This window comes from Plantactinospora sp. CA-294935 (assembly GCF_050936445.1).
GTDB lineage: Bacteria > Actinomycetota > Actinomycetes > Mycobacteriales > Micromonosporaceae > Plantactinospora.
Map to the genome: position 1 here is coordinate 1,825,825 of NZ_JBNJMU010000001.1, position 26,755 is coordinate 1,852,579.

Here is a 26,755-nt window from a genome sequence, read left to right on the forward strand (position 1 = left end):
CGGCGGCCGACCGGTGCGACCCCGCAGGCCGACCCCTCTCGGGCACGGCCCGCACGCCGACCGCCGCCGGATGCAGCCGCACGCCGGCCGCATGCCGGGCGGTCAGCGCCGGGCCAGCCCGGCGTAGACGTCCAGGAGCTGCTTGGTGACCACGTCGGGGTGGAAGGTCCGTTCGTAGCGGGCCCGGGCCAGCGGGGCAACGGTCGCGGCGGCCTCCCGGGCGGTGGGCAGCGCCGCGGCCAGCTCGGCCGGTTCCGGTCGGACGAGCCAGCCCGCCGCACCGGCCGGGTCGTCCGCGCCGACCAGGTACGGGATGCCGCCGAGCGCGGTACCCAGCACCGGGCGGCCGGCGGCCAGCGCCTCGATCACCACCGTGGGCAGCACGTCGTGCCAGGTCGGCACGGCCAACACCACGGCGGTGGACCGGAGCGCGGCGGCCACCCCGGCCCGGTCCAGCGGGCCGAGGAACTCGACGTCGGCACGCTCGGCGGCGGCCGCCTCCGCCAGCGGGCGCAGTTCGCCGTCCCCGGCGATGCGCAGCGGGCCGAGCGCGCCGTCGGGGTGCCGGCGCCAGGCGTCGAGCAGCAGCCCGACCCCCTTCTCCGGGGAGAGCCGGCCGAAGAACAGGAAGCCCTCGCCGAGCGGCGCCGGGATGCCGGGATCCGGGATGCCGTTCGGCTTGACCACGATCCGCTCCTCCGGGATGCCGTAGTCGCGCAGGTGTGCGGCGATCCCGGAGGTGAGCGCGATGTAGCGGTCCACGGAGCGCCAGGTCGGCCGGTGTACGGCCAGGGTGGTCGCCATCAGCGCGCTCTGCGCCCGGGAGCCCCGGTAGCAGCGGTGCACGATCGCCGGCACGCCCAGCGCCCGGCCCCGGCAGTCCTGGCAGATCTTGCCGTCCCGGAAATAGAGCCCGGAGGAGCAGACCTGCCGGTAGTTGTGCACCGTCTGCACCACCGGCACCCCGTGCTTGTGCGCGGTCCGGACCACCCAGGGCGAGAGCAGCGGGTACGGGTTGTGCAGGTGCAGTACGTCCGGCCGGTGCTCGGTGATCAGTCGGCTCAGCTCCTGCTGCGCCTTTGGCGCGTAGATCGGCGAGATCGGCAGCAGCGCCTTGGCGGCCGGCGAGAACTCCGCGATCTCGTCGGAACTGCGTAGGAAGGGACGGACGGTCACCCCGGCGGCCCGGAGCTGGGTGATCTCCTGGTCGACGATGGTGTTCTCGCCGGACGGCTGCGCCTCGCGGTACCGGTTGTGCGCCACGATCACCTGCACGCCGGTCGCCCCTCCTCCATGATCACGTCCTTCCCCGTCCGCGCGTTCCGCGCGCGGCCGGGATTGAACGCTACCGTTTATCTCGTGCCTGAGTTACCTGAGGTGGAGGCGCTCGCCGGCTACCTGCGCGAGCGGGCGGTCGGCCGGCGGGTCGACCGGATCGAGGTGGCGGCGATCAGCGCCCTGAAGACGTACGACCCGGCGCCGTCGGCGGCCGCCGGTCGGGAGGTCGTGGGGGCGGGCCGGCACGGCAAGTTCCTCGACGTGACGCTGGCCGGCGACGGTGCGCCGGACGTGCACCTGGTGGTGCACCTGGCCCGGGCCGGCTGGCTGCACTACCGGGAGGCGTTCAACTCGGCCGTGCCGCTCAAGCCCGGCAAGGGCCCGATCGCGCTGCGGGTACGCCTCGACGACGGGTCCGGTTTCGACCTGACCGAGGCCGGTACCCAGAAGAAGCTCGCCGTGTACCTGGTGACCGATCCGGGCCAGGTGCCCGGGGTGTCCCGGCTCGGGCCGGACGCGCTCGCCGCCGACCTCGCCACCTTTGCCGAGCGGCTGCGCGGCCGACGGGGCCAGCTGAAGGGCGTGCTGACCGACCAGGAGGTGCTGGCCGGGGTCGGCAACGCGTACTCGGACGAGATCCTGCACGTGGCGAAGCTGTCGCCGTTCGCGCTGACCAACCGGCTCACCGACAAGCAGATGGCGGCGCTGCACGAGGCGACCCGGCAGGTGCTCGGGGACGCGGTGGCGCGGTCGCTGGGTCAGCGGGCGGCGGAACTGAAGGGGGAGAAACGGGCCGGGTTGCGGGTGCACGCCCGGACCGGGCTGCCCTGTCCGGTCTGTGGCGACACGATCCGTGAGGTGTCGTTCGCCGACTCCAGCCTGCAGTACTGTCCGAAATGTCAGACCGGCGGCAAGCCGCTCGCCGACCGCCGGCTCTCCCGGCTGATCCGCTGACCGGCGACAACGCCGCTCCCGCGCCGGGTGACCGGGGGTCCGCCGCTGCGCGGTCGTGCTTGTAGCTTGAGCGATTCTGCTTGTACGGTAAGTGATCCCGGCTCGTACACCGGGTCAAAAACGCCCACTGGTCAAGAAACCGGCAACCGCCGGGCTCTACCGCCACCGCTATCCGTCGGTATAGTGACCCCGGTCTGCGACTCCGCTGTGGGCGGCCCGGCTCTCGTTGCCGGCGGGGCGGACGGGGTGCCGTCCCTCGGGTCGGTGTCCCCGGCGATCACAGTTCGGCCTCCGCGCCGCGAGGCGGCGCTCCGGACCGAACGAGGATCGGGGCCTGCATGGGAGAGACTGAGACGGTGGGCGACCCGAGCCCTTACGGCAAATGGGCGGCACGTGTCACGCGGGAGGACGTGGGTGAGGTGACGACAAGCCTCCAGCGCCCGGTAGGCAGCGGCCGACCGAGTACTCTGCGTCACGTCGACAGCTTCGAGATCCAGCCACCGACCACTCCACAGCCGAACGGGGTACCCCGTTCGGCGTGGGCGCGGGCGCGGCGGCGGGTGTCCCGCTGGCACCGGCCGTACATCGCGATCCTGCTGCTGCTGGACTTCGGAGCGGCGGTACTGGCGAGCTGGCTCGCGATCTCGCAGTTCGAACAGGCCCGGGCCGGCTTCCAGATCAACGACGATGACGCCACCTGGTTCCACACCGTGTCGTACGTCCTGCTCCCGATCGGCTGGTTGATCCTGCTCTGGGGCAACGGCGCGTACGACCGCCGCTACCTGGGGCTCGGCACCGACGAGTTCAAGCGGGTCACCCGGGCCGGGGTCGCGGTCGCGGCCAGCGTCTCGTTCCTCGCCTTCGCCACCAAGACCGACCTGTCCCGACTCACCGTCGGCACCGCGCTGCTCGGCACCCTGCTGCTGGTCCTGTTCGCCCGCTCCACCGCCCGGCTGCTCCTGCACACCGTGCGACGGCGTGCCGGCCAGGCCGCGCAGCGGGTCGTGCTGGTCGGCACCCTGCCGGAGGCGTTGGAGGTCTACACGGCGATCAGCCGCAGCCCGGCCGCCGGGCTGATCCCGGTGGCGATCCACCTCACCGACGGTTACGCCGCGGCCCGGGGCATCGAGACGCCGATCCCGGTCTACGCCGGCCGGGACGTCCTCTCCCTGGTCCGCGAGGTCGGCGGCGACACCATCGCGGTCTGCGGCTCGGCCAGCACCGAGCCGGGCGAGCTGCGCCGGCTGGCCTGGCAGCTGGAGGGCTCCGGCGTCGACCTGATCGTGGCGCCGCAGCTCACCGACATCGCCGGCCCCCGGGTGCACATCCGGCCGATCGAGGGTCTGCCGCTGCTGCACGTCGAGGAGCCGACGCTCTCCGGCCCGGCGCTGCTGGCCAAGAACCTGCTCGACCGGCTCGCCGCCGGGCTGGGGCTGCTGCTGCTGATCCCGCTCTTCGTCGCGATCGCGATCGCGATCCGGATCTCCGACCCCGGGCCGGTCTTCTTCCGGCAGCCCCGGGTCGGGCACGAGGGCCGGACGTTCCGGGTCTGGAAGTTCCGGACCATGTACGTCGACGCCGAGCAGCGCCTCGCCAGCCTGGTCGACCAGAACGAGACCGACGGCATGCTGTTCAAGATCAAGCAAGATCCTCGGGTCTTCCCGGCCGGGCGGTTCCTCCGGGCCAGCTCGCTCGACGAGCTGCCCCAGTTGATCAACGTGCTCTGGGGCGAGATGTCCCTGGTCGGCCCCCGCCCGCTCCCGGCCGACGACGGCGACTTCCTCGGCGACGTACGGCGCCGGCTGCTGGTCCGGCCCGGCATCACCGGGCTGTGGCAGGTCTCCGGCCGCTCCGACCTCTCCTGGGACGAGGCGGTCCGGCTGGACCTCTACTACGTCGACAACTGGTCGCTGGCGTACGACCTGAGCATCCTGTGGCGGACCGTCGGAGTGGTACTGGCCCGCAAGGGCGCGTACTAGCGCATCCCCTCGTCGACCGGATACAGCCCGACCGGTGGCTTGGCGAACCGGTCGACCAACCGTCAGGATCTCTGCGTGGGGTGGCCCAACCTGTCCACGGCGGTAGCCGTGGTGGCGATGATCAGTGCGCTGGCGGCTGCCCTCTTCGCCGTCGTCCGACTCCGGGCCCGGCAGGGCATCGCCACCGCCACCCAGCGGGCCACCTACGACGTGCTGCACACCGCCGGGCTGGCCGCCGAACCGCTGCGCGCCGGACTCACCCCGGCCGGCGCGGCCAAGGCAGTGCGCCACCTGCGTACCCTGGTCGGCTCCGCCGGACTCGCGCTGGCCGACCGGGACCGGTTGCTGGCCCTCGACGGGCGCGGCGGCCACCACGGCGAGCAACTCCTCGCCGCCGCCGCCAACACCATCAGGACCCGCCGGTCGACCGTGCTCGGCGAGGCGGATCTGCGCTGCGACCGGGTCGACTGCCCGGTCCGGGGAGCGGTGATCGCCCCGCTGACCGGTCCCGACGGCCGGGCCGGCGCGGCGCTGGTGGCGATCGCCGACGACCAGCCTGCGCCCGGCCTGGTGCAGGCCGCCCTGGAGACCGCGCACTGGGCCGGTGCCCAACTCGCGCTCGCCGAACTCGACTCGTCCCGGGAGCGGCTGGCCCGGGCCGAGGTACGCGCCCTGCGGGCCCAGATCAGCCCGCACTTCATCTACAACGCGCTGACCGCGATCGGCTCGTTCGTCCGGACCGACCCGGAGCGGGCCCGGGAGCTGATCCTGGAGTTCGCCGAGTTCACCCGCTACTCGTTCCGGGCGCACGGCGAGTTCACCACGCTCGCCGAGGAACTGCGCTCGATCGACCGCTACCTGACCATCGAGCGGGCCCGGTTCGGCGACCGGCTCCAGGTGAAGTTGCAGATCGCCCCGGAGGTGCTGCCGGTCAGCCTGCCGTTCCTCTGCCTGCAGCCGCTGGTCGAGAACGCCGTCCGGCACGGGCTGTCCCGCAAGCCCGGAGTGGGGATGGTCAGCATCGAGGCCCGGGACGCCGGGGCAGAATGCCACATAACGGTCGAGGACGACGGGGTCGGGATGGACCCGGCGGTGCTGGCCGCCGGCATCGCCGAGGCCGCCGTCGACCCGGCCGACGACTCCGGCCAGCACGTCGGTCTCTCCAACGTGGACGAGCGGCTCCGGTCGGTCTTCGGGGACCAGTTCGGCCTGGTCGTCGAGACCGACCTGGGATCGGGTACGAAGGTGAGCATGCGGATACCGAAGTTCCACCGTCATGTCCGGGCGAGCGCGTGACCCCCTGCGCGCACGTACACCCGGGCGGGCGGGCGACCCGGAGGGCTGATCCGTGACCGGTTTCCTGCGCGTCCTGGCCGTCGACGACGAGCCACCCGCGCTCGACGAGCTGGCGTACCACCTGCGGGCCGATCCACGGGTGTCCCGGCTGCACACCGCCGGGGACGCGACCGAGGCGCTGCGGGTACTCCGGGACGCCGACGTCGACGTGGTCTTCCTCGACATCCGGATGCCGGGACTCGACGGCATGGAGCTGGCCCGGGTACTCCGCCGGTTCGCCCGGCCACCGGCGATCGTCTTCGTCACCGCCTACGACGACGGGGCGGTGGACGCCTTCGACCTCGGCGCCACCGACTACGTACGCAAGCCGGTCCGGGCCGAACGGCTCGCCGAGTCGCTGCGCCGGGTGGTCGGCTCCCGGGTGGTACCCACCCATCCGGCGGCACTGGCCCGGGCCGAGCCCGACCCGACGATCCCGGTCGAGCTGGCCGGCACCACCCGGATGCTGCCCCGCTCGGCCGTACGCTGGGTCGAGGCGCAGGGCGACTACGCCCGGCTGCACACCGCCGACGGCTCACACCTGGTCCGGGTGCCGCTGGCCACCCTCGCCGAGCGGTGGGCCGACGCCGGGTTCGTCCGGATCCACCGGTCCTACCTGGTGCAGCTCCGGCTGATCGCCGAACTCCGGCTCGCCAACTCGGGCTACGTGGTGGTGGTCGACGACACCGAGCTGCCGGTCAGCCGCCGGCACACCCGGGAACTGAAGGACAAGCTGGTCCGGGCCGCCAAGCAGGACTGGAACCGCTGACTACGGACGGAGCCGTGCCGGCGTCCCCGACATCGCCGGCGCTTTCCCGGACCGGCATCTCCGCGCAGCCGTCCGCTAGTCGGTGAGGGCGCGGGCGAAGATCGACGGGGAATGCGGCTCGGCGCCGAACACGACGGTGGTGCCGGCGGCCCGGTCGACGGCGTCGTCCCAGCCCGGCGGGGCGGCGTCGGCCCCGCCCGGGCCGAGCCGCGCGACCAGGTAGCCGGCCTCGCCCGGCCCGTCCACCACGCAGAGCGTCAACCGGTTGACCAGCAACCACTGGTCGTCCTGGGCCGGGCCGGGTGCCTCGACCGCCAGCCGCAGCACGGGGGAGCCGTCCACCAGCTCGAAACGGACGGCCTCCGGAGGAAGGAAATCAGGCATCCGGCGAGTATGCCGGTTGCCGATCGGGGTGGTGGACCGGCCGTACCGCCCGAGACGGCGGCGTGCGTCGCGGCCGGGGCGCGGGGGCGACCCTGACCCCGGCACACTCAGCCCGGGCAATCCCGACGGTCGCCGCCCGCTGCCGACGTACGACCTGCGGTGGGTGTCGGTGGCGCTCGGGCCACCCCGTGCGGGTGAACCCGGCGGATAGTCTCGATCGCTGGCGGCCTGCCGGCTGCGCGACTCAGCAACGGGGAAGAGAAGAATGCCACCATCACGTCCGACCGTCACCCGCCGGGCTCTGCTCGGAGCTGTCGTGCTCGCGCCGCTGGCCGGCTGTGCCAAGGACACGACGACCGCATCCCCGCGCCCTTCGGCTCCGCCCTCCGCCACGCCTGCGTCCACCGCGCCCCCCACCGCCGCAGCACCGCGACGCCACGAACACCTGGTCCGGTTGGAACGCAAGTTCGACGCCCGGCTCGGGCTGTACGCCCTCGCCACCGGCACCGGCAGCGTCGTCGCGCATCGGGCGGACGACCGGTTCGCGTTCTGCTCGACGTTCAAGGGGCTCGCCGCGGCGGCGGTGCTGGCCCGCAACCCGATGTCGCACCTGGACACGGTCGTCCGGTACGCCGAGCGCGACCTGACGGCGAACGCCGTCATCACCAGGCGGCACGTCGGCAGGGGAATGACGATCCGGCAACTGTGCGACGCCGCGGTCCGGCACAGCGACGGCACCGCCGGCAACCTCCTGCTCCGGGATCTCGGCGGGCCGGCCCAGTTGACGGCGTACACGCGCAGCCTCGGTGACACGGTCACCCGGATGGACCGGATCGAGCCGGCGATCACCCAGGCCACCCCGGGAGATCCGCGCGACACCACCTCGCCAAGGGCGATCGGTACTGACTACCAGAAGATCGTGCTGGGCGACGCCCTCGTACCCGAGAAGCGCGCCTTCCTCCGCGACCTGCTGGAACGCAACGCCACCAGCGTCGGCGCCCGGCGTATCCGGGCCGGCGTGCCGAAGGACTGGACGGTGGCCGACAAGACCGGGACCGGCGGCTACGGCACGGTCAACGACATCGGCGTCGTCTGGCCCCCGGGTTCCGCGCCGCTGGTCATCTCGATCATGAGCAGCAAGGCCACCCGGGACGCCGAGTACGACCAGGCGCTCATCGCCGAGGCCACCGCGTACGCCGTGGCAACCCTCAGCTGACCCCGGCCGCTCGCCAGCGCGTCCCGGCACCGCCTCCTCGCCGGCTGCCGGCGTACCGCGACCGTTGCCCGGTGGTGCGACAATGCACTACTTCGCGGGTGTGGCGCCCGGGCCGGTCAGGAGCGCCAACGCCGGCGATGCCGACATCAGTGCACCGGCCGCGCCGTATGGCAGGTCGGTGCGCCCACGGGGGAGATTTCAGGATGCTCGACTCCGCGACGACCCAGGTGCTCGAACCTGTGCCGCCATCACCACCGCCGAAGCGGGGGCGTACGCGTAGCCACTGGCTACTGGCCGCCGGGCTGTTGATCGTGCTGCTGGCCGGTGCCACGCTGTTCGCGCTCGCGCCGCTGCGCAGTCCGCTGCCCGCGGCGGCCGTCACCCGTACCCTGCCGGAGGCGACGACGATCCCCGGCAAGGCGCCGGTGGTGCCGTGGCCGAGGAGCGGGCAGGCCGCGCTCTCGGTCGAGGGAGTCGGCTCGCTCGGCACGTCCGGCGGCGGCGAGCCGGTCCCGATCGCCAGCGTGACCAAAGTGATGACGGCGTACGTCATCCTGACCGAGCACCCGCTCGACCGGGGTGAGCACGGGCCGAAGCTGACCGTCAGCGCGGCGCAGGCCGGCGCGTACCCGGCGGAGCTGGCCCGGGGCGAGTCCCTGGTGCCGGTCGTCGCGGGCGCCGTGTTCACCGAACGGCAGGCCCTCCAGGCGGTGCTGCTGCCGTCGGCGAACAACATGGCCCGGATCCTCGCCGCGTGGGACTCCGGCAGCGTCGCGGCGTTCGTGGCGAAGATGAACGCCACCGCCGACGCGCTCGGCATGAAGGACACCCACTACACCGACCCGTCCGGGCTCGACCCGGGCACCGTGAGCACCGCCGTCGACCAGGTGATCCTGGCCCGCAAGGCGATGGAACTGCCGGCGTTCGCGGAGATCGTGGCGCAGAAGAAGGCCACCCTGCCGGTCGCCGGCGAGGTGAAGAACTACAACTCGCTGGTCGGCCGGGACGGCGTGGTGGGGATCAAGACCGGGTCGACCGACGAGGCCGGTGGCTGTCTCGTCTTCGCCGCCGTCGTCAGGGTCGGCGGCCGGAAGATCACCATCGTCGGCGCCGTCCTCGGCCAGCCCGGCGCGAACACGCCGGTACAGCTCGACCGGGTCTTCAAGGCGACCCGCCCGCTCGTCCGCACCGCCACCACCGCCCTCAAGCTGCACCCGGTCGTCCGCAGCGGCGACCAGGTCGCCACCGTGTCCGGCCCGCTCGGCACCGGCACCACCATCCACGCCGGGAAGGACCTGACCGTGCTCGGCTGGCCCGGCATGCCGGTACGCCTGGACGTCCACATCCCCGCCGTACCGGGCCGGCTGCCGGCGCAGACCGAACACGGCCAGATCACCGCGACCGCCGGCGACGGCGGCCCGGTCACCGGCGCGCTGCACAGCGGGGCGCGGCTGGAACCGCCGAGCAACTGGGAACGGATCCGCCACCACCGCTGAACGGGCTGGCGGTCGCCCCGTACCCCAGCCCTGGCCGGGCCGGGACTGCACCTGCCACGCCGAAGGCCCCGGACGGGACTCGTGTCCCTGCCGGGGCCTCGCGTTCGGTGACGAGTCTCGGATCGGTCAGGACTTCGGCTGGGTGAACCGGATACTGTTGCCGAAGGGGTCACGCAGGCCACAGTCGATCCCGTACGGGCGCTCGGTCGGCTCCTCGGTGAACTCGACGCCCCGACCCAGCAGCGTCTCGTACGTCTTGCGGCAGTCGTCAGTGCTGAAAATCAGCCAGCCGCCCGTCGCGCCCTTGGTCACCAGCTCCCGGACCTGCTGCGCCGTCTCCTCGGACAGTGCCGGCGGGCCAGGCGTCGTCAGCAGGATCTGCCGCTCCGGTTCGCCGGGGACGTTGACGGTCAGCCAACGCATGAAGCCGAGGTCGGTGTCCGTGTTGACCTCAAGGCCGAGCTTGCCGACGTAGAAATCAAGGGCCTCGTCCTGGTCGAGGACGTAGATCTGCGACTGCGTGATGGCGTTGAACATGCCCATCACGCTACGGCCCGAGCCGGCCGAAAACTTATCCAAAACTGCTCAGTCGGTGGAGTGTCTCGGCAGCTCAGCGCGGTCAGGCGGTCGGACGCGTCCAGGCCATCGTGAAGCAGGTCGGCACGTTCGCGGCCACCGCCTCCTTCCGGTACGTCCTCGGCGAGCGGCCCACGATGTCGCGGAAGGTACGGCTGAAGGTCCCCGGGCTGCCGAAGCCGACACCGAAGCAGATGTCGGTCACACTGCGGTCGGTCTCCCGGAGCAGGAACATCGCCCGCTCGACCCGACGCCGCTGGAGATAGCGGTGCGGCGTCTCGCCGAACGTCGCTCGGAAGGTACGCGTGAAGTGCGCCTCCGACACGTGCGCGATCCGGGCCAGCGCCGGTACGTCCAGCGGTTGCGCGTACGCCCGGTCCATCGCGTCCCGTGCCCTGAGCATCCGGCGGTTGGACTCTTCCACGGCGCGACTCACCGCACCGTCACACCACGCCCGCCCGGTGCGCTCCCGGCGCTACGGGCAACTGCCCCCGGGTAAGCCGGAGCAGGGTCAGGTGCCGACCTTCCACGTCCGGACCGTCTCGTCAATGCCGCCGCTGGCGAGGGTTCGGCCGTCGGGGCTGAACGCCACGCTGAGGACGTTGTCGATGTGGCCCCGGTAGGTGGCGGCCGTCTTGCGGGTGGCGACGTTCCACAGCCGTACGGTTCCGTCATCGCCGGCGGTGGCGAGCGTCTTTCCGTCGGGGCTGAACGCGACGTCTTTGAAGCCGGCCGGACTTCTGAGGGTGACGATGGTCCTGCGGGTGGCGACGTTCCACAGCCGTACGGTTCCGTCATCGCCGGCGGTGGCGAAGGTCTTGCCGTCGGGGCTGAACACCACCCTGTTGATCCAGTCGGTGTGGCCGGTGAGGGTGGCGATGGTCGAGCGGGTGGGAACGTCCCACAGCCACACGGTCTCGTCCTCGCTGGCGGTGGCAAGGGTCTTGCCGTCAGGGCTGAACGCCACACTGTTGACGTTGTCGGTATGGCCGGTGAGGACCGCGATGGTCTTGCGGGTCGCGACGTTCCACAGCCGTACGGTCTCGTCCCGGCTCGCGGTGGCGAGGGTTCTACCGTCGGGGCTGAACGCCACGCCGAGGACCCAGTCGGTGTGGTCGGTGAGGGTGGCGATGGTCTTGCGGGTGGCTACGTCCCACAGCCGTACGGTGTCGTCGAAGCTGCCGGAGGCGAGCGTCTTTCCGTCGGGGCTGAACGCCACACTGTGGACGTAGTTGGTATGGCCGATGAGGACGGCGCTGGTGTCGTGGGTGGGCAACTCCCACAGTCGGACGGTGTTGTCCAAGCTGCCGGAGGCGAGCTTTCTACCGTCGGGGCTGAACGCCACACTGTTGACATTGTTGGTGTGGCTGGTCGTCTGTGATGAAGCCTGGCCCGTTGGCGTGGTGGTGGGGGTGGGGGTCGCCAGCGGTGAACTCTGGTCCTTGGGTGTGGCGGTGCCCTGCCGCGGACCGCCGGCCCGGTCCGTCCGCTCGGTTGCCAGGAAGGTCCACAACCCGACGACGATCACCAGTACCAGGGCGGCGGCGCCTGCGACGATGACTCGGTCGCGGGGAACTCGAAGCCGCCGGTGCGGCCAGTGGACTGCGCCGGTGTCAGTGGTGTCGTCCCGGGTCTTCCCATCACCAGGGGTGATGTCGATCGGCGTCGACCGGTCGAACCGTCGGGCGTTGCCGGTGGTTGGGGTGTCAGCCGGGGGTGCCACGCCGTTCGGCATGTGGAGGGCGCCTTCGGCGACGACGAGTTCGGGGTGGTCCAGGGCGGTGGGTGCGATGCGGAGGGTGCGGTGCAGGAGTGTGGCGACCAGCGGTACGCGGGAGGAGCCGCCGACCAGGAATTCGTCGCGGGTGAGGTGGATGACGGTGTCGACGAGGGGGATGTGCAGGTCGGCGGTGGTGTGGCGGGACAGTTGTTCCTTGGCGGCACGGGCATTGCGCCACAGGATCTGGCGGGCGCGTTGGTCGGCGGGGGTATGGGGCCAGTTCAACGGCCGCCACGCGTCGGTGTCGGTAGTGGTCAGCGAGCGGGCGTGGGCGACGATGGCGGCGTCGAGGTCCAAGCCACCGACGTCGTCCAGCCCGGCGGTGGCGACCACCTCCAGCCCGCCCTCGGTGCGGCGTACCACGCTGACGTCGCAGGTGCCGGCGCCGAGGTCGTAGACGAGGAGGCAGCGCCCGACCGGCAGCTCGTTGCCGAGGACATCGGCGAAGTACGCCGCCGCGGCGGCGGGTTCGGCGATGAAGGTGCATTCGCCGAGTTGTGCCTGCTCCGCGGCGGCGGCCAGAATGCGGAGTCGGGTGCGGCTCCACCCAGCCGGATGCGTGAGCACCACGGTGTCCGGTGGCCTGCCCGCGACCCGTTCCGCCTCGGTGCTGACCCGGGCCAGCACGGTGGCGATCGCGTCGGTGACGGCGACCTCCCGTTCGGCGAGCCAGATCACGCGATCGTCGATCCGCCGTTTCGGGTTGGCCTCGAAACCGGCCGGGTCGGTCAGCGCGGCACGTTCGGCATCCGCCCCGGTCAGGAGTGGCGCGTCGCCCGGTCCGGCGAACACCCCGGACGACAGCAGCGGCGACGCGTCGAACAGCAACGGCTTCGCCCGCCCGTCCGGACCGGACAGCACCGCCACCGTCGAAGACGTACCGAAATCGACACCGAGTCGGTATCCACCCATCGCCACGTGATCACCCTATGGCAGGGTTTCAACGTCCCTGGGCTGCGCGCATGGGGTTGCGCTCGTGGCGCCGGCCCCACGCCCGAGCCCGGCGATCCCACCGCACACCGCCGCCACCTCGAACCTCAGCCAGGGTTCCGAGACCCACGCGCGAGATGACGGCTCTTCGAAGTTGAGCGGGGGTTCGGGGCTGGAGTCGACCCGAGCGTGAAGGGTCTGCAGCCCGTCGCTGATCATCTGAGTATCGAAGTGGTCCGAGCCGTAGGTTTCTTCTGGGATCATGCGGCGAGGGCTGGTACGGCAGGCTGGTGGTCGCAGCCGGAGGCTGTTGGGAGTTCTGCTCTTTCTGTTCGTGTCGCTCGATCCGGGCCATGAGGTCCTCAAGGTCGGCCGGGGAGCGGGGCACTTCGGGCGGGTGACGGGATCATGCCCGCGAGGCCTCCGGCGCTTTGAGTCGAGCCCTGGTAACTGAACCTGGTCACGGTCGTTGGAACCGAATGGCTCCGGACCGAACGTCGACCTCCCGGGCGACGCGCTACATGTAGCGTCGGTCCCATGATCGTGTGGCTCAACGGCACCCACGGCGCAGGTAAGACGACGACCAGTGCACTCGTGCAGCAACTGATCCCGGACTCGCGGGTGTTCGACGCCGAGAAGGTCGGCGAGACACTCATGGACATCACGCCGGGGCTACCTGCGACGGACAACTTCCAGCACTGGCCGCCGTGGCGGCAACTCGTCGTCGAGACCGCCCGCCGCGTACTCGACTACACCGGCGGCACTCTGGTGATGCCCATGACTGTCCTGGTCGAGCAGTACTGGCGCGAGATCAGCACGGGCCTCGCCCACCATGCCATCCCGGTAAGGCACTTCGTCCTCCACGCCGACCAAGACACCCTCCGCCGGCGTATCGCGGGGGAACACCCCATCCCCTCCCCGTTCCGCCTCAAATACCTCGAGCCCTACGCGGAGGCGGCTCGCACGTGGCTACGCGACGAGGCCGAGGTCATCGACACCACGCACCTCACGCCCCCCCAGGCCGCCCTGCAGATCGCAAAGGCCGTCACGAGTTGAGCCCCGCCCCACCCGCCAGGCGCCCGCCGATCCGGCCGGCGACACGACGGAGGGCGCGGAAGGGCACGGCGAACCGGAGGGGCACGACACCGAGATAGACATCAGATACGCCGAAGGCCCAGCGTCAGGAAATGTTCTCTGACCTGGGCCTTCGTTGTCTGAGGGGGTGACGGGAATCGAACCCGCACCGTCAGCTTGGAAATTGGACCGGAACGGGTCCCGGTACGCCGTTTCGCCTGGTCGAGACGGTCTGGGCCGGCCTGGCTTGGCCTGGCGTTACACCGGCTTATGGCCCGTGGATGGCCCGGACCGCCGTCCGTTGCTCGGCTACGCTCCGTCGCCGGGCGGCCAAAGTCGCCCCTCGTCACTACCGAGGCAAAGATCTTGTAAATGGCAGGCCATCCGCTTGAAGGAACGTTCAGACGTCAACTGGATCTCCGGTTGCCGGCTAGGCTCGATCGGCACTGCCGCGACCGTCCAGTCAACGTTCCGATCCGTCTGACATCGACACTCGTCTATCTGGGCGGTTTACGATAGCGTCGTCGTGTCGCGCGCACCGAAAGGAATCGAAGGGGGTAGAGATCAGCCTGCCCGGTGAGATGCTCATGGATTCATTGACTTACGGGAGGAACAATGAACCTGAAAGCGCTAGCCATTGCGGGGATTCTCGCCGCATCCGGCATGGTGGCCGCAGTCGGACCAGCAAGCGCCGCCTTGAGCGATTGCGCAACGGACAGGATGTGCTCCTGGGGGAACAACGACTACCTCTGGATGCTCTACAGTCGCCCACACGGTGAGTCGAACTACCTGAACTTTACGGGCGATAAGAATGACGAGATGGACTCCTGGGCCAATCGCTCCGCGAGCCACACCGGCTGCATGGCCGAAGACGCAAACGGCGGCGGCTATAAACAAACAATGGCACGGAACTCCAACGACAACAACGTCTCTCCTTTGAACTCTGACCTAGTCAGCTCGTGGCGCACTACGAGCGGTTGCTGACCAAGCTGTAGCCTTAACCCAGTAACGGCCGAGCTCTGATTTCCGCAACCGGTGAGTGGTGAGATGTCTTTGTTGGAGCTGCGCGATGTCAGCAAGTCGTACAAGACAGCGGCCGAGGAGGTCTGGGCTGTCCGCGATGTGAGCCTGACGGCCACAGCCGGCGAGTTCGTGTGCATCCACGGCCCCAGCGGCTCCGGCAAGTCCACGCTACTCAATCTCATCGTCGGTCTGGATCTCGCCGATACGGGCGAGATCCAGATCGACGGTGTTGACGTCGTGCGTATGAACGAGACCGCACGGGCGAATCTCCGCCTGCGCACCATCGGCGTGGTCTTCCAAGATCATGCTCTCATTGAGGAGTTCACGGCGACGGAGAACGTCGCTCTTCCGCTCGAGGCCAGCGGCACGACCACCGCCGCGGCCCTGCAGCAAGCCGATCAACTGCTGGCCAGGGTAGGTCTGTCCGATCTCGGCAAACGCTGGCCCGGGCAGCTCAGCGGCGGCCAACGGCAGCGGGTCGGGATCGCACGCGCACTCGCTGGCGGCCGACGGATCATCATCGCGGACGAACCAACCGGCTCCCTGGACAGCAAGGCATCAGCCGATCTGTTCGAACTCATTGCCGAACTCTGCTCCGCCGGAACCTTGGCACTCGTCTTTTCGCATGATCCGCTTTGCCGGAGGTACGCCGACACCGTACACGAAATGGTCGACGGATCCCTGCGGGACGCGTCGTGAGCGTAGAGCCGCCGGCTGGATCAGGACGGCTGGTCCTCACCTTCGCGCGCCGGTTCGCACGTTCCCGCCGGCTACGGGTCAGTGTCGTTCCGGTGTTCGTGGCCGCGGTTCTGCTGACCGGGCTGTACGTCGCACTGATCGGTCAATCATTGACCCCGGAGCAGGTCGCCCAGCGGGATATGGGGCGCTACAGCGCCTTCGCCGGATTCGGAGCCGGAGACGTGGCTCCCGGCAGCACAATCCGGGAGTCGCTGGCAACTGCCATGCCGAGCACGTCGGACCGACAGTCCAACGTCGCCCTAATTTCGACGGATCTCGCCGTCCCGGCGGTGGCGCACGGCTCGCTCAGGTTGATCGAGATGGACTGGGCACAGGACCCGTTTCCGGGGAAATATCGGATGCTGTCCGGGCGCTGGCCCGAACAGCCGGGTGAAGCGATCGTCGTCAACCCCGACGCGGCGACAGGCGCCATCCCGGACCATTTCAGCCTGTACGGCGGCCGCGTCGAACTCACCGTTGTCGGCACGGTCGACGATCTCTTCACGGGTAACGTGGAGGTCTTCGCCGGGCCCGGTACCTGGGCCGGCATGGATCCTGACCTTGCCTCCCTGAACACCCGCCTTCGCGCCCAGCCTGTCGTCTACTGGGACGGCACCGACGTGCCCGGAGTCATCGCCGCCATCGCGGAGGCGCTGCGAGCGGCGTCGAACGACCCTGCGGCAGAGGATCTTGTTGGCCGGGTGCAAGAGACATATACCAGTCAACAATCGATTCTGTCTCAGACACGTCCCTCATGGATCGACCGATCACCAGCCGGATACACGATTCCGTCGCTGGCCCTGCCGCTGCTGGCCACACTTGCCGCGTTCGCCCTGACCCGGCGTCACGTCGCGCGGTCGGTACATCGGATGCTATCGGTGGGCGTGCCCCGCCGAATCGCGGTCGGCGGTGTCGGCCTCGCCCAGGCTGCCTGGTGCCTGACCGCGGCGGTGGCGGGACACATCGTCGGTCTGGCTCTGGGCGTGGTGGCCGCCCGAATCACGGCCGAGGTGCTGGCACAGCCAACCGGGCCGATACCCACCGCCGTCGGCCCCCTTGCGCGGACCATCACCATTGTCGTTGCCGGCTGCGCCTTCGGCACCCTGCTGAGCGCCCGCGCCAGAGCCGCCCGGACCGATCCGGCGAGTAAGTCGGAGCCGACCGCTGGGCAAGCACCACCGACGCGGCGTGACGACCTAGTGCGACATGCACGCCACCTACTGGCGACACTCGCGGTCGGTGTGGCGCTGACGCGCCTCCCCGGCCTTGACTCCCCCGCCAAGGCCATGCAGGCCGCCGGCATCGTGGCGGCCGCAGTACTGCTGATGCTGCCAGATGTAGTTCCAGCGCTCCTTCGCCGATTGCCCGAGACGAACCTGCGTGCCCGACTCAGCAAACGGCAACTGCTGGCAGACACCAGTCGGGTCACCATGCTCATCGCCGCCATCGCGATGCTGCTGGGGTTGTCCACCGGCTTCGTGGCACTGCTGGACACGATGATCCGCACCGCCGGAACACAGGTCTACCCAGATGTGCTGCCTGGCCAGGTCCAGATCGCCGACAACGACACGGACGTTCAACCGGCACCACCGGCGGCGCTCAAGGCGGCGCAGACCGTACCCTCGCTACGCGATCAGACACCGGTCACCATTCACTTCCTCGCCACCATAGACGGCACAACGGTGACCCACATCATTGCCGGAGAAGCCTTCGGACTCGTGCTGGCCGTGGACTCGGCCGCCGACGCCGACCGGCTCCTCCAGACAAAACTGAACGACAGGCAGCGGGCGCTGCTGGCCCGCGGCGGAATCCTCTTCTGGGATCACCGCACCCCGATCGGCACCACCGTCGACCTTCGCCACCAGCGGACCGATACGGTCAGCGGCGTACTGGCCAGCATCCCGGCCGAGGCGTTCCAGGTAACCGAGGCGGCATGGAATGTAGGCACCACCGGCCTCGTCCTGACCGCGACCGCCCGCCAGCACCACCTCCCCAGCACCGCCGGCACCCTCATCTTCACCGACATCAGCAGCGCCGACGCGGAGGCGGCACAGGCTGCGGTCACCGCCGCCGGAATGGATCCACGCACCGCACGAATCCATCGGCCACCACCCGCACCAATCCCACCGATCGCGCTCAACCTCACCGCAGTCGGCGTAGTGATCCTCGCGATCGCCCTGACCCAGACCCTGACCCAGACCCAGATCCGCAGCCTCCGGCAGCACCTCGGACACCTCATCGCGCTCGGCTTGTCCACCCGCTGGGCCCGAACAATCGTCATCCGCCAACACCTCGTCCTGACCGTCCTGGCGACCGCGATCGGGCTACTGATCGGCCTCCCCGCCGCACTGCTGGCGGCCTGGCGGATTCCCGGCTTTGCCCTCAGCATCCCGTGGGAACAACTGGCGCTCCTGACCGCCGCTGTCTACTCATCGATCGCCGTCGCAACGGCGCTGGCCACCCGCCGGCTCACCGCTGCGGACAGCGTGACGGCGTGACCAGCGAGATCCACAGAAGCTGGATGCCCCAACCCCTGTTTCAACTCTCCTAGCTAGCAACGCGGAAGCCCTGGCGGGACATTGGTACTGGCCAGGGCTTCCGCACGTGGAGCGGGTGACGGGAATCGAACCCGCACTGTCAGCTTGGGAAGCTGATGTTCTGCCATTGAACTACACCCGCGAGCGGACCCCACTGTACCTGGTCGGGTCCGATCATGCACTCACCCTCCCCCGCGTACGGCTGCCAGGGCTCTGTCACTCGCTCGGACTGGTCGCGAACCACGCCGTGCCACCTCGTTTGCAACTACGGCCACGACGAGTAACGTCCGCCCCACCTGCAACTATGGCTCTGCGTCACTACAGGGCCACTCTCCGGATGCAAAGGGTGTTGGCAATGGCGTTTCGTGGACTGCGACCGTCGTCGCGTTCCGGCATGACCGGCATGGCGAGCATCTTTCTCGTCCTGCTGCTCGGCCCCGGTCCGGTGGTGGCGGCACCCTCGGGCTCGGCCGGAGGGTCCGGCGGACCGGGCTGCGCCGAGACGACCGAGGTTCATCCGCACGGGAAAGCGCGGCCCGGAGCGCCGCACACCACCGAGCCGAACGAGCTGACTCCGACCGAGGCCGCCGAACTGGAGCGTGCGGTCGAATCGGCGTACGCGCAACGGGTCGGGGTGGCGCCGCTCGGTGTATCGAGGAGGCTCAGGATTACCGTCAACGTGGTGTTCCACGTGATCAGCGAGCGGCGGACCCGGGCCGACGGGGACATCCCACTCTCACTGATCAACGCCCAACTGAAGGTGTTGAACGACTCGTTCGGCGGGCGTACCGGCGGGGCCTGGACGCCGTTCCACTTCAGGCTGAGGAAGGTGAACCGGGTGGTGAACCCGGCCTGGTATCCGATTGTGCCGGAGAGCCCGGCGGAGGCGCAGATGAAGCGTGCGCTGCGGGTCGGCGGCAAGCACACCCTGAACGTCTACACCGGACTACTGGCCGACGAACTGCTCGGCTGGGCGACCTTCCCGAAGCGCGAGTTCGACCCGTACGACGGGGTGGTGGTGCTCGCCGAGTCGCTGCCCGGCGGCCGGGCGGCGCCGTACAACGCGGGTGACACGGCGACCCACGAGGTCGGACACTGGCTGAACCTCTACCACACGTTCCAGGAGGGTTGCGCGGGTCGAGGCGACCACGTCTTGGACACGCCCGCCGAGGCGGAGCCGGGCTTCGGCTGCCCGGAGCGACGGGACACCTGCGCGACGAGGCCGGGCCTCGACCCGATCCACAACTTCATGGACTACTCGGTCGACGCCTGCATGTACGAGTTCACCTATGGGCAGGCGCTCCGGATGCTCAGGGCCTGGAAGGCGTTCCGCGAGCCGTAGGTCAGGACGCCGGGACCGGCGCCTCTTCGACGGCCCGGCGGCGGCCGCGCCGCTTCGGCCCGGCGGCGGCACTGCCCTCGGGAGCGCCGATCGCGCCGGCCGGGTCGAGCCAGACCTGCACGGCGGGACGCTCGGACCGATCTCCGGCGGCGAGCGGCGTGGCGCCGTTGCTGCCGTGCCGGGCAACCATCGCCACGTCGACGGTGAACTCGAAGAGCCGCCAGTCGACCTGCGGTGCGGCCCGCAGGTTGCCGGCGAGCTGGTCCACCCGCGCCTGGTCGGTCACCGGCCGGGCCCGGCCGGCGACGTACGCCTCGTCGTCGCTGTCCTCGGGAGGGAACGAGTGCAGCGCGTAGCGCCCGTCCCGTTCGAGGTCGCGCCGCTTCGGAGAGTCGACGACGAAACAGAAGAGTCCCTCGTCGGTGATGACCGGGGACACCGGGTGCACGCGCGGCCCACCGTCGGCGCGCACGGTCGCCAGGTAGCCGAGACCCGGGCCGTACTGCTGGATGAGGACGCGGATCGCGTCGGCGAGTCGGGGCTCGTCAGAGGCGAATTCGGACCAGGATGCCATGGGTACATTCTATCGAACACATGTTCGATCACCTACCCCGATCCCACCCATCGGCGAGGTCGCGGCCCGTCGACTTCGCGCGACTCGCTAAGGTGATCCGGTGCTGCTCTCCGACCACGACCTAGTGATCGAGATCAAGGCGGGCACGCTCGCGCTTGAGCCGTTCGAGCCCGCGCTGGTGCAGCCGTCGAGCATCGACGTACGGCTGGACCGGCTCTTCCGGGTCTTCAACAACCACCTCTACACGCACATCGACCCGGCGGTGCAGCAGGACGACCTGACCTCGCTGGTCGACGTGCCGGACGGCGAACCGTTCGTGCTGCACCCGGGTGAGTTCGTGCTCGCCTCCACGCTGGAGGTGATCTCCCTCGGCGACCAGTTGGCGGGAAGACTCGAAGGGAAATCGAGTCTGGGCCGGCTCGGCCTGCTCACCCACTCGACCGCGGGCTTCATCGACCCCGGGTTCTCCGGCCACGTCACGCTGGAGCTGTCGAACGTGGCCAACCTGCCGATCCGGCTCTGGCCCGGGATGAAGATCGGCCAGCTCTGCATCTTCCGGCTCTCGTCGCCGTCCGCCCACCCGTACGGGTCGGCCGTCTACGGCTCGCGTTACCAGGGGCAGCGCGGCCCCACCCCGAGCCGCTCCTGGCAGAACTGGCGCACCTGGCCCACCCGCTGAGGCTGCCGGCGTCAGAAGCAGCGCGCCGGCACCAAACGGCCCGGACCGGGCCCGACGGGGAGCCGGGAAGGCGAACAGAACCGAATGGCAGAACCCCCGCCGCACCTGCGCGACGGGGGTTCTGCCATTGACTCGCTCCGGGATGCGTCAGCCGGGTCTACCGAAGCTGTGGATCTCGCCGTCGTCCATCCGCTTCATCTTGATCGGTTCGCCGGCCCGGGAGGCGTGCACGATCCAGCCGTCGCCGACGTACATGCCGACGTGGCTGAGGTCGGCATAGTAGAAGACCAGGTCACCGGGGCGTAGCGCGGAGCGGCTGATGCTGGCCGTCTGGCCGCGCTGCGCCCGGGCGTTGTGCGGCAGCGACACGCCGCCCTGGTTCCAGGCCGCCAGGGTCAGGCCGGAGCAGTCGTACGAGCCGGGGCCTTCGGCACCCCACTTGTACGGCTTGCCGATCTGGGCACAGGCGAACTTGACCGCCTTGCCGGCCGCACCTCCGGGGTAGGTGGCCGGGCAGGGTGCGGGCCGCAGCGGGCCGGCCGAGCCGTTCCCGTACGCCTGGATCCGCAGCTTCTGCAACCGCTCGACCTCGGCGTCGATCTCCTTCTTCTTCGCCGCCAGCTCTTTCTCGGTTTTGGTCAACTGGCTGACCAGCCGGTCCAGCGGAGCCTTCTGGGAGGCGTACTTGTCCTTGAGGTCGACGACCGCCTGCACCTCGCGCTGCTGCTGCCGCGCGAACTGGTCGAGCACCGAGAGCTGGCCGACCAGCGCGGTCGGCGACTTGGAGGTGAGCAGGGCGTTGACCGCCGATGCCTTGTCACCCTTGTACGCCTGCACCGCGAAGTCGCTCACCCGGTTCATCGCGGCGTCGATCTGCGACTGGAGCGGGGCGATCTTCTTCTGCAGGGCGGCGGCCTGCTTCTTCTTCGCGGCCAGGTCCTGCCGGGTGGCGTTGTGCTTCTCGACGACCGGCTCCAGCTTGCGCCAGGCGGTGTCGATCTGCTGCTCGATCTCGGCCACCGACGGTTCGGCGAGCGTCGGCGTCGTGCCGGTGAGCAACACCGCGGCGCTGGCCAGTGCGGTGAGCGCGATGGCGAGAATGGACCTTCGAGTGCGCGGTTTCGCGTTCCCGGCGTCGGTGGATGCCGACCGGAGGGATGGCGACCGCGACGGGGCAGGGGGAGCCACCGGGGTCCGTACTCCTTCTTCCGTAGCCCGCCTACCGGGTTAGCTGACGGGTTCGGGCGGGAAGATTGTCGCCCTACCGCGTGAGACGCGGATTCACCCCATGAAGCTCGGGTCCCCGGTTCGCTGAGTGTGACGATTCGGCGGTGTCGAGACGTCGCCGCCCGGCTAGGCGGCCTGCCGTCGGCTCGACGGTCCCCAACACTAGAGAAGGGTGTTATCCAAACGCAACCCCGTGATCTGAGTCGATTCGTTAGGTATCGGACCAGTCGCTGACGGTGGGAGCCACTGGGACACGCCGAACACGCTGCGTGTCGGTGAAAGTTTTCTGCATAGCGACGAGCTTCGCCGGCAGGTATTGACGGACACCGGTCCCGGGTGGAGGGTGATCTTCAGGCCCACCCCCGGCTCATGGAGGTTCGATGCTTCCCACCACACACCCGCTGAGCAGGAGAATCGCGATCGGGGCCGCGGTCGTCGGCGCCGCCGCGCTGCTGCCGGCCAGCCCCGCGCCAGCCACCGTCGCACTCCCCGAAACCCGGCAACAGGAGTACGCCGCCGCGGCGGCCGAGTTCGGCGTACCCGAGAGTGTGCTGCTCGGCGTCTCCTATCTGGAATCTCGCTGGGACACGAACGCCGGCACGCCGAGCACCAGCGGCGGGTACGGCCCGATGCACCTGACCGACGTCGCCGGGCTGGCCGCCGAGCCGGAACACCCGGAGCACGGCGAGGACCGGCGCGGTGACCCGGCCCGGCCCGCCCGACCGGCGACCGGACCCGCCGGCCCGCACGTCGACCGGACCGGCGACACACCGCCCGGCGGGCAGACCCTGGACGCCGCCGCCGCGTTGACCGGGGTCGACGAACACCTGCTCCGCGCCGAACCGGCGGCGAACATCCGGGGCGGGGCGGCGCTGCTGGCGTCGTACCAGCAGGCGCTGGCCGCGCCGACGGGCCCGGCCAGCGACCCGGCGACCTGGTACGGCGCGGTGGCCCGGTACGCCGGCAGCGACCGCGCGGACGCCGCGGCGGCCTTCGCCGACGAGGTCTACCGGACCCTCGCCGAGGGCGCCAGCCGGACCACGGACGACGGCCACCGGATCACCCTGCCCGGGAGGCCGGGGATGGTCCCGCAGCGCTCCTGGCTGGACCGACTCGGCCTGCCCGGCACGCCCCGTCCGGACGGGCTGGAGTGCCCGCGCGACATCTCCTGCGAGTGGATCCCGGCCCCCTACCAGGCGTTCGGGGACGGCGACTACGGCAACCACGACCTCTCCGACCGGCCGGGCCGGCAGAAGATCGAGTACATCGTCATCCACGACACCGAGGGCAGCTACGACACCACGCTGCGGCTGGTGCAGGACCCCACCTACGTGAGCTGGCAGTACACGCTCCGCTCGGCGGACGGGCACATCGCGCAGCACGTAAAGGGCAAGGACGTGGCCTGGCACGCCGGCAACTGGTACGTCAACGCCAAGGCGATCGGCCTCGAACACGAGGGCTTCGCCGCCCAGGGCACCTGGTACACCGAGGCGATGTACCGGACCTCGGCCAAACTCGTCCGCTACCTCGCCGACCGGTACGACATCCCGCTCGACCGCGACCACGTGATCGGGCACGACAACGTCCCCGGCATCCTGCCGGCGAACGTGCGCGGCATGCACTGGGACCCGGGCCCGTACTGGGACTGGTCGCACTACTTCGACCTGCTCAAGGCGCCGTTCCGGGGCATCGGCCTACCGGCCGCCGGCCTGGTCACCATCGACCCGGACTTCGCCACCAACCGGCCGGCCTTCACCGGCTGCGAGACCGCCGGGGTGCCGTGCCCGGCCCGGGGGTCGTCGTCGGTGATCCTGCGTACCGCGCCGGCCGCCGACGCGCCACTGGTGAACGACATCGCGCTGCGGCCGGACGGCACCCCGAACACCATGCACATCTCCGACCACGGTGCCCGGGCCTCGGCCGGGCAGACGTACGCGCTCGCCGGCCGGCAGGGCGACTGGACGGCGATCTGGTATCTCGGGCAGAAGGCGTGGTTCCACAACCCGAGGAGCAACCCGGCCGCGAAGTGGGCGCTCGGGCTGGTCGCGACGCCGAAGCCGGGCCGGGCGACGATCCCGGTGTACGGCAGGGCGTACCCGGAGCCGGACGCCTATCCGGCCGGCGTGCCGGTGCAGGCGGTCACGCCGTTGCAGTACACCCTCGCCGCCGGGCAGCGGTACGCCGTCGGCAACGTACTGCCCAGCGAGTACTACCGGGCCACCACCTTCGACGGCTCGTCGCCCGGTGACTGGACGGTGATCCGGGGCGACCTGAGGTACGTCCAGATCCAGTTCGGTCACCGGATCATGTTCGTCAACGCCGACGACGTACAACTGCTGCCGTCGCCGATCGGCGCGCCGCACTAGACCTGGCCGGCAGCCGGCGCGGGTTGCGCACCGGTGCCGGTGGGGTCCGTGGCCGTTCCGACGACGGCGGTGAGCACGTCGTCCAGGGTGACCACCCCCATCGGCACCCGCCCGTCGCTGACCAGCACCATGTGCCGGCGCTCCCGGCGCATCGACAGCAGCAGGTCGGCCAGGCTCCGGTCCGGCGGCACCACGGCCAGCGGCCGGAGCAGCTCCGTCGGGACCGGCGCCCGGCGGGCGGCACCGGAGTACCCGAGGACGTCCTTGACGTGCACGAAGCCCAGCACCCGGCGGGTGGCCCGCTGCACCACCGGGAACCGGGACCGGCCGGTGCGGGTCGCCAGCACCTCCAGGGAGGCCGGCGAGACGTCCTCGGCCACGGTGGTGACCGTGGCCCAGGGCCGCAGCGCGTCTGCGGCGGTACGCCGGTTCAGCGCCAGCGCGCCGGTGATCCGAGCATGCTCCTCCGAGCCGAGCAACCCCTCTGTCCGCGCCTGCGAGACCAGCCCGGCCAACTCCTCGGCGGTGAAGACCGTCTTCACCGCGTCGGCCGCCTCGATCCGCCACAGCCGCAGGATCCGCGCCGACGTCCACTTCATCGCCAGCAGCAGCGGCTTGGTCGCCACGCAGAACGCCAGCATCGCCGGCCCGAGCCAGAGCGCGGACGGCTCCGGCCCGGCCAACGTGATGTTCTTCGGCACCATCTCGCCGATCACGGTGTGCAGGAAGACCACCACGCCGAGCGCGATCACGAAGGCGATCGGATGTACCGCGCGGTCCGGCAGCCCGAGGCCGTGGAACGGCTCCTCCAGCAGGTGCGCCAGGGCCGGCTCGGCGATGGCGCCGAGCCCGAGCGAGCAGATGGTGATGCCGAGCTGGGCGCCCGCGATCATCAGCGGGATCTGGTTCATCGCCGACAGCGCCCACCGGGCCCGCTGCGACCCGGCCGCCAGCGGCTCGATCACGGTACGCCGGGACGCGATCAGCGCGAACTCGCTGCCCACGAAGAAGGCGTTGCCGAGCAGCAGCCCGAGGGTGATCAGCAGGTTCACCCGGTGGCCTCCTCGGGCCGGACCACCCGGACCTGCTCGATCCGGTGCCGGACCACCTCGACCACGGTGAACTCGAAGCCCTGCTCCTCGACGGTCTCACCGGCCACCGGGATGTGGCCAAGCCGGGCCAGCAGAAACCCGGCCAGCGTCTCGTACGGGCCCTCGGGCAGCCGGAAGCCGACCTGCTCGACCAGCTCGTCCTCGCGCAGCACCCCGTCGACCAGCACGGTGCGTTCCCCGCCCGGCACCGTCAACTCGACCGGGCTGGACTCGGCGGCGTCCGGGGTGGACTCGGCCGCGCCCGGGGTGAACTCCTCGGCGACCGGGTCGAACTCGTCGGCGATCTCCCCGACCAGCTCCTCGACCAGGTCCTCGACGGTCACCACCCCGTCGGTGCCGCCGTACTCGTCGACCACGATCGCCAGGTCCGCGCCGGCCGAGCGGAGCGCCGCGAGTACGCCGTCCAGGTCCAGGCTCTCCGGCACGTACACCGGTTCGCGGGCCACCGCGGCCACCGGGGTGCGGGCCCGACGGTGGGGTGGTACGCCCAGCGCGTCGACGACCCCGGCCACTCCGGTGACCAGGTCGACGGTCTCCTCGTAGACCGGGAAGCGGGTCCGGCCGGTCTGCTGGGCCAGCGCCAGCAGCTCGGCGACGGAGGCGGTGGCCCGCAGCGCGACCACGTCGACCCGGGGCGTCATCGCCTCGGCGGCCCGCTTGTCGCCGAACCGGATCGTCCGTTGCAGCAGCATCGCGGTCTCCCGGGGCAGCGCTCCGGCCCGCGCGGAGATCGCCGCCAGCAGGCCGAGTTCCTCGGGGGAGCGGGCGCTGGCCAGCTCCTCCTGCGGTTCGACGCCGAGCCGGCGGACCAGCCAGTTCGCCGAGTTGTTCAGGCCCCGGATCAGCCAGCCGAAGATCCGGGAGAACGTCCGCATCGGCCCGGCGGTGGCCAGCGCGGCCGGCATCGGCCGGGCCAGCGCGGCGTTCTTCGGCACCAGCTCGCCGAAGAGCATCGACAGCAGCGTCGCCAGGGCCAGCGCGAGCAGCGGGGTGACCCGCCCGGTGGCGTCCCCGGCGACCGGGCGCAGCAGCGGTGTGAAGAGCTTCGCCAGTGCCGGCTCGGCGAGATAGCCGGTGAGCAGCGCGGTGATGGTGATGCCGAGCTGCGCGCCGGAGAGCTGGAAGGAGAGTTCCCGCAGCGCCTTGCGGACCGTGCCGGCCCGCCGGTCACCGCCGGCCACCCGCCGGTCGAGTGCCGCCCGGTCGACGGTGACCAGGGCGAACTCGGCCGCGACGAAGAAGGCGTTGCCGCCGGTCAACAGGACGAAGCCGACCAGCGGCAACAGGGTGGTGAGGAGTAGGGCGTCGATGATCCGTTCACCTCGACCGTGGTTGCGTCCGGCCCGCGATTATCGAGCACAGTACCGGCACGACCAGGCGTCGGCT

General features: G+C 70.5%; 22 protein-coding genes, 1 tRNA gene and 1 riboswitch. Of the genes, 13 read left to right on the forward strand and 10 right to left on the reverse strand.

Annotated elements, in window-relative coordinates; translation table 11 throughout:
• Positions 1–102: 102 nt before the first annotated feature.
• Complete coding sequence (locus ACQEVC_RS08230; RefSeq protein ID WP_432874721.1) at positions 103–1,275, reverse strand: glycosyltransferase family 4 protein; 1,173 nt, start codon at positions 1,273–1,275, stop codon at positions 103–105.
• A gap of 84 nt (positions 1,276–1,359) precedes the next feature.
• Between ACQEVC_RS08230 and ACQEVC_RS08235 the strand changes: the two genes are divergently transcribed.
• The 4 genes from ACQEVC_RS08235 to ACQEVC_RS08250 all read left to right on the forward strand — a co-directional run bounded on the left by ACQEVC_RS08235 (position 1,360) and on the right by ACQEVC_RS08250 (position 6,315).
• Positions 1,360–2,232: an Fpg/Nei family DNA glycosylase gene (locus ACQEVC_RS08235; RefSeq protein ID WP_432874724.1), complete on the forward strand. Its 873-nt coding sequence runs from the start codon at positions 1,360–1,362 to the stop codon at positions 2,230–2,232.
• 467 nt (positions 2,233–2,699) lie between these two features.
• Entirely contained in the window at positions 2,700–4,211 is a 1,512-nt protein-coding gene (locus tag ACQEVC_RS08240) for a sugar transferase (RefSeq protein WP_432891156.1), read from the forward strand.
• A gap of 117 nt (positions 4,212–4,328) precedes the next feature.
• Positions 4,329–5,507 carry a sensor histidine kinase gene (locus ACQEVC_RS08245; RefSeq protein WP_432891159.1) on the forward strand — a complete coding sequence of 393 codons (1,179 nt, stop codon included), beginning with the start codon at positions 4,329–4,331 and terminating at the stop codon, positions 5,505–5,507.
• 52 nt (positions 5,508–5,559) lie between these two features.
• Positions 5,560–6,315: a LytR/AlgR family response regulator transcription factor gene (locus ACQEVC_RS08250; protein ID WP_346263182.1), complete on the forward strand. Its 756-nt coding sequence runs from the start codon at positions 5,560–5,562 to the stop codon at positions 6,313–6,315.
• A gap of 75 nt (positions 6,316–6,390) precedes the next feature.
• On the opposite strand, the gene ACQEVC_RS08255 is transcribed toward ACQEVC_RS08250, so the two are convergent.
• Positions 6,391–6,699, reverse strand: coding sequence for a hypothetical protein (locus ACQEVC_RS08255; protein WP_432874727.1), 309 nt, complete (start codon positions 6,697–6,699; stop codon positions 6,391–6,393).
• A 265-nt stretch (positions 6,700–6,964) separates the two neighbouring features.
• Here ACQEVC_RS08255 and bla point away from each other — a divergent pair, with 265 nt between their 5' ends.
• Together bla and ACQEVC_RS08265 are read left to right on the forward strand one after the other, a co-directional pair.
• Positions 6,965–7,915 carry a class A beta-lactamase gene (bla, locus tag ACQEVC_RS08260; protein WP_432874730.1) on the forward strand — a complete coding sequence of 317 codons (951 nt, stop codon included), beginning with the start codon at positions 6,965–6,967 and terminating at the stop codon, positions 7,913–7,915.
• 203 nt (positions 7,916–8,118) lie between these two features.
• Positions 8,119–9,411: a D-alanyl-D-alanine carboxypeptidase family protein gene (locus tag ACQEVC_RS08265; RefSeq protein ID WP_432874733.1), complete on the forward strand. Its 1,293-nt coding sequence runs from the start codon at positions 8,119–8,121 to the stop codon at positions 9,409–9,411.
• Positions 9,412–9,537: 126 nt separating this feature from the next.
• On the opposite strand, the gene ACQEVC_RS08270 is transcribed toward ACQEVC_RS08265, so the two are convergent.
• The 3 genes from ACQEVC_RS08270 to ACQEVC_RS08280 all read right to left on the reverse strand — a co-directional run bounded on the left by ACQEVC_RS08270 (position 9,538) and on the right by ACQEVC_RS08280 (position 12,679).
• Positions 9,538–9,948, reverse strand: coding sequence for a VOC family protein (locus ACQEVC_RS08270; protein ID WP_432874736.1), 411 nt, complete (start codon positions 9,946–9,948; stop codon positions 9,538–9,540).
• An 82-nt stretch (positions 9,949–10,030) separates the two neighbouring features.
• Positions 10,031–10,423, reverse strand: a complete 393-nt coding sequence (locus ACQEVC_RS08275) for a helix-turn-helix domain-containing protein (protein ID WP_432874739.1) — start codon at positions 10,421–10,423, stop codon at positions 10,031–10,033.
• A 75-nt stretch (positions 10,424–10,498) separates the two neighbouring features.
• Entirely contained in the window at positions 10,499–12,679 is a 2,181-nt protein-coding gene (locus tag ACQEVC_RS08280) for an Hsp70 family protein (protein ID WP_432891162.1), read from the reverse strand.
• Positions 12,680–13,234: 555 nt separating this feature from the next.
• Between ACQEVC_RS08280 and ACQEVC_RS08285 the strand changes: the two genes are divergently transcribed.
• From ACQEVC_RS08285 to ACQEVC_RS08300, 4 genes are all read left to right on the forward strand, one after another.
• Positions 13,235–13,753 carry an AAA family ATPase gene (locus ACQEVC_RS08285; RefSeq protein WP_432874742.1) on the forward strand — a complete coding sequence of 173 codons (519 nt, stop codon included), beginning with the start codon at positions 13,235–13,237 and terminating at the stop codon, positions 13,751–13,753.
• A gap of 633 nt (positions 13,754–14,386) precedes the next feature.
• The gene (locus ACQEVC_RS08290; protein WP_432874745.1) at positions 14,387–14,755 is read left to right on the forward strand and encodes a hypothetical protein; all 369 of its coding nucleotides are present in this window, start codon (positions 14,387–14,389) and stop codon (positions 14,753–14,755) included.
• Positions 14,756–14,818: 63 nt separating this feature from the next.
• On the forward strand, positions 14,819–15,493 hold the full coding sequence (locus ACQEVC_RS08295) for an ABC transporter ATP-binding protein (protein WP_432874747.1): 675 nt from the start codon (positions 14,819–14,821) through the stop codon (positions 15,491–15,493).
• A 92-nt stretch (positions 15,494–15,585) separates the two neighbouring features.
• The gene (locus tag ACQEVC_RS08300) at positions 15,586–18,030 is read left to right on the forward strand and encodes an FtsX-like permease family protein (protein WP_432874750.1); all 2,445 of its coding nucleotides are present in this window, start codon (positions 15,586–15,588) and stop codon (positions 18,028–18,030) included.
• A gap of 107 nt (positions 18,031–18,137) precedes the next feature.
• Here ACQEVC_RS08300 and ACQEVC_RS08305 read toward each other — a convergent pair.
• Positions 18,138–18,211, reverse strand: a tRNA-Gly gene (locus tag ACQEVC_RS08305).
• Between the two features lie 252 nt (positions 18,212–18,463).
• On the opposite strand from ACQEVC_RS08305, the gene ACQEVC_RS08310 reads away from it, so the two are divergent.
• The gene (locus ACQEVC_RS08310) at positions 18,464–19,411 is read left to right on the forward strand and encodes a zinc metalloprotease (RefSeq protein ID WP_432874752.1); all 948 of its coding nucleotides are present in this window, start codon (positions 18,464–18,466) and stop codon (positions 19,409–19,411) included.
• Position 19,412: 1 nt separating this feature from the next.
• On the opposite strand, the gene ACQEVC_RS08315 is transcribed toward ACQEVC_RS08310, so the two are convergent.
• Positions 19,413–19,985 carry a pyridoxamine 5'-phosphate oxidase family protein gene (locus tag ACQEVC_RS08315; protein ID WP_432874755.1) on the reverse strand — a complete coding sequence of 191 codons (573 nt, stop codon included), beginning with the start codon at positions 19,983–19,985 and terminating at the stop codon, positions 19,413–19,415.
• A gap of 100 nt (positions 19,986–20,085) precedes the next feature.
• Here ACQEVC_RS08315 and dcd point away from each other — a divergent pair, with 100 nt between their 5' ends.
• Positions 20,086–20,664 carry a dCTP deaminase gene (gene dcd, locus ACQEVC_RS08320; protein WP_346261027.1) on the forward strand — a complete coding sequence of 193 codons (579 nt, stop codon included), beginning with the start codon at positions 20,086–20,088 and terminating at the stop codon, positions 20,662–20,664.
• A 147-nt stretch (positions 20,665–20,811) separates the two neighbouring features.
• On the opposite strand, the gene ACQEVC_RS08325 is transcribed toward dcd, so the two are convergent.
• Positions 20,812–21,852 (reverse strand): NlpC/P60 family protein, encoded by a 1,041-nt coding sequence (locus ACQEVC_RS08325; RefSeq protein ID WP_432874757.1) that lies wholly within the window; start codon positions 21,850–21,852, stop codon positions 20,812–20,814.
• Positions 21,853–21,864: 12 nt separating this feature from the next.
• A riboswitch (cyclic di-AMP (ydaO/yuaA leader) is annotated at positions 21,865–22,005 on the reverse strand.
• Between the two features lie 266 nt (positions 22,006–22,271).
• Between ACQEVC_RS08325 and ACQEVC_RS08330 the strand changes: the two genes are divergently transcribed.
• On the forward strand, positions 22,272–24,257 hold the full coding sequence (locus ACQEVC_RS08330) for an N-acetylmuramoyl-L-alanine amidase (RefSeq protein WP_432874760.1): 1,986 nt from the start codon (positions 22,272–22,274) through the stop codon (positions 24,255–24,257).
• Here the strand turns inward: ACQEVC_RS08330 and ACQEVC_RS08335 are convergent.
• Complete coding sequence (locus tag ACQEVC_RS08335; RefSeq protein WP_432874763.1) at positions 24,254–25,309, reverse strand: hemolysin family protein; 1,056 nt, start codon at positions 25,307–25,309, stop codon at positions 24,254–24,256. The genes ACQEVC_RS08330 and ACQEVC_RS08335 overlap by 4 nt on opposite strands.
• A complete protein-coding gene (locus ACQEVC_RS08340) occupies positions 25,306–26,652 on the reverse strand; it encodes a hemolysin family protein (RefSeq protein WP_432874766.1) in 1,347 nt (448 codons plus the stop codon). The genes ACQEVC_RS08335 and ACQEVC_RS08340 overlap by 4 nt, the downstream gene beginning before the upstream one ends.
• Positions 26,653–26,755: the final 103 nt, after the last annotated feature.